We start from the raw sequence: 1,706 nt of genomic DNA, 5'->3' as shown, positions 1-1,706 counted from the left end.
GTCCACGTTCCTGACTGCCGTGTGCCGTGCGCCTCGCGCCGTGTCACCGTCATCCGCCGTGCCGGGCCGCCCGGGCCCGCCGGTCGCGTCCGTCACCCGGGGAGCGCGGACACGAGCCGGCCCCCGGGGCGGGCGGGGTCGTGGCACTGGGCTGCGCGCCGGCGTCGGCGGCTCGTGCGTCTCGCGGCCGACAGGCGGGCGGCGTCAGCGAATTCGGTGGACGACATGCGCGGCACCTCCCACGACCACGGCGGCTTCGCACTGCCGCGAGTTCACCTCAGTTGTGGTTTCAAGATTCATTGCCGGTGCTTGAACCGTCACCACCCAACCGAGTAGAGCCCACAAGGTTTTCGACGCAGCGGGGCTACTCATTCGGGTGGTTCGAAAGAGTCCGCCCAGGTCAGCCGGGCCGCCGTTCACCGATCACCGGGCAGCCCAGTACCCCCGGTCGCTAAGAATGTCTTGACGTTTTCCGGGCGACTGAGCACCTGGGCGGACACAGACGGGCTTCGGGCACCCCCGTTCGGGGCGCCCGAAGCCCGCGTGAACGCACGGTTCGACGGTCAGGACGGCGCACAAAAAGGACGGCTCACGGGGAAGACGGCGGAGCCGTGCTCTTCCGCACGACCAGCCGTGTCGGCACCAGCGTCGTCCCGTGTTCCGTCGCGTCCTGCCGCATCTGCCGCAGGACGCCCTCCACGCACAGCCGCCCCACCTCGGCGAAGTCCTGGTGCACGGTGGTCAGCGGCGGCAGGAAGGAGCCCGCCTCCGGGATGTCGTCGAAGCCGATCACGCTGACGTCCTCGGGGACCCGGCGCCCGCTCTCGTGCAGGGCCCGCAGCAGCCCCAGCGCCATCTGGTCGTTGGCCACGAACACCGCTGTGCAGTCCGGCAGTTCGGCGATCCGCAGCCCGGCACGGTAGCCGGACTCCGCCGACCAGTCACCGTGCACCAGCGGCGGCGCGATCCGTCCCGCCGCGAGGAGTTCGGCCCGCCAGGCGTCGGTGCGACGCTGCGCCGCGTACGAGCCCTCGGGGCCGGCGAGATGCCAGACCGTGCGGTGCCCGAGGTCCAGGAGATGCCGTACAGCGGTCCGGGTGCCGCCCGCCTGGTCGGTGTCGACCACGGTGTAGCGGTCGCCCGCGTCGGAGTCGGCCACGACCACCTGGACGTGGGGCGGCATGGAGAGGGTCGACGCATCGAGGAGGTGCACTTCGAGGATGACGATGACCGCGTCGACGGCGAGTTCACCGAGCCGCGAGAAGGCGCCGCGCACCTCGTCCTGCGTCGGCACGGCGACCGGCAGCAGGGTGATCGAGTACCCCTCGTGCGCCGCCGAGGTGGCGATCGCCTCCAGGGTGCGGACGTTGCCCGTGGTGGACAGACCGAAGGTGATGACGCCGATGGTGCGGAACTCGCCGCGTTTGAGGGCCCGGGCGGCGCTGTTGGGCCGGTAGCCCAGCTCCTTCATGGCCGTCAGGACCAGGCGCCGGGTCTCCTCGTTGACACCGGGGAAGCCGTTCGACACCCGGGAGACGGTCTGCGAGGAGACACCGGCGAGCCCGGCGACGTCCGCCATGGAGGCGCTCTGTGTACGGCGGGCGGCCCGCTTCCTGGTGCGTGGGCGCGCCCGCGCCGGCTCCGCCGACGTGCCGTCCGCTGTGTCCACCCGTTCAACCCTCGCTGCCCGGTCCACAGTTGCTCCG

Annotated in this window: 1 protein-coding gene; it reads right to left on the bottom strand. The window is 71.7% G+C overall.

Annotated elements, in window-relative coordinates:
- Window positions 1–589 precede the first annotated feature (589 nt).
- Window positions 590–1,669, bottom strand: coding sequence for a LacI family DNA-binding transcriptional regulator (locus ACH4TV_RS37915; protein ID WP_398405863.1), 1,080 nt, complete (start codon window positions 1,667–1,669; stop codon window positions 590–592).
- Window positions 1,670–1,706 lie beyond the last annotated feature (37 nt).

It is taken from the genome of Streptomyces sp. NPDC020898, from assembly GCF_044333925.1.
Classification (GTDB): domain Bacteria; phylum Actinomycetota; class Actinomycetes; order Streptomycetales; family Streptomycetaceae; genus Streptomyces.
This window is presented reverse-complemented; position numbering and strand designations above follow the sequence as displayed.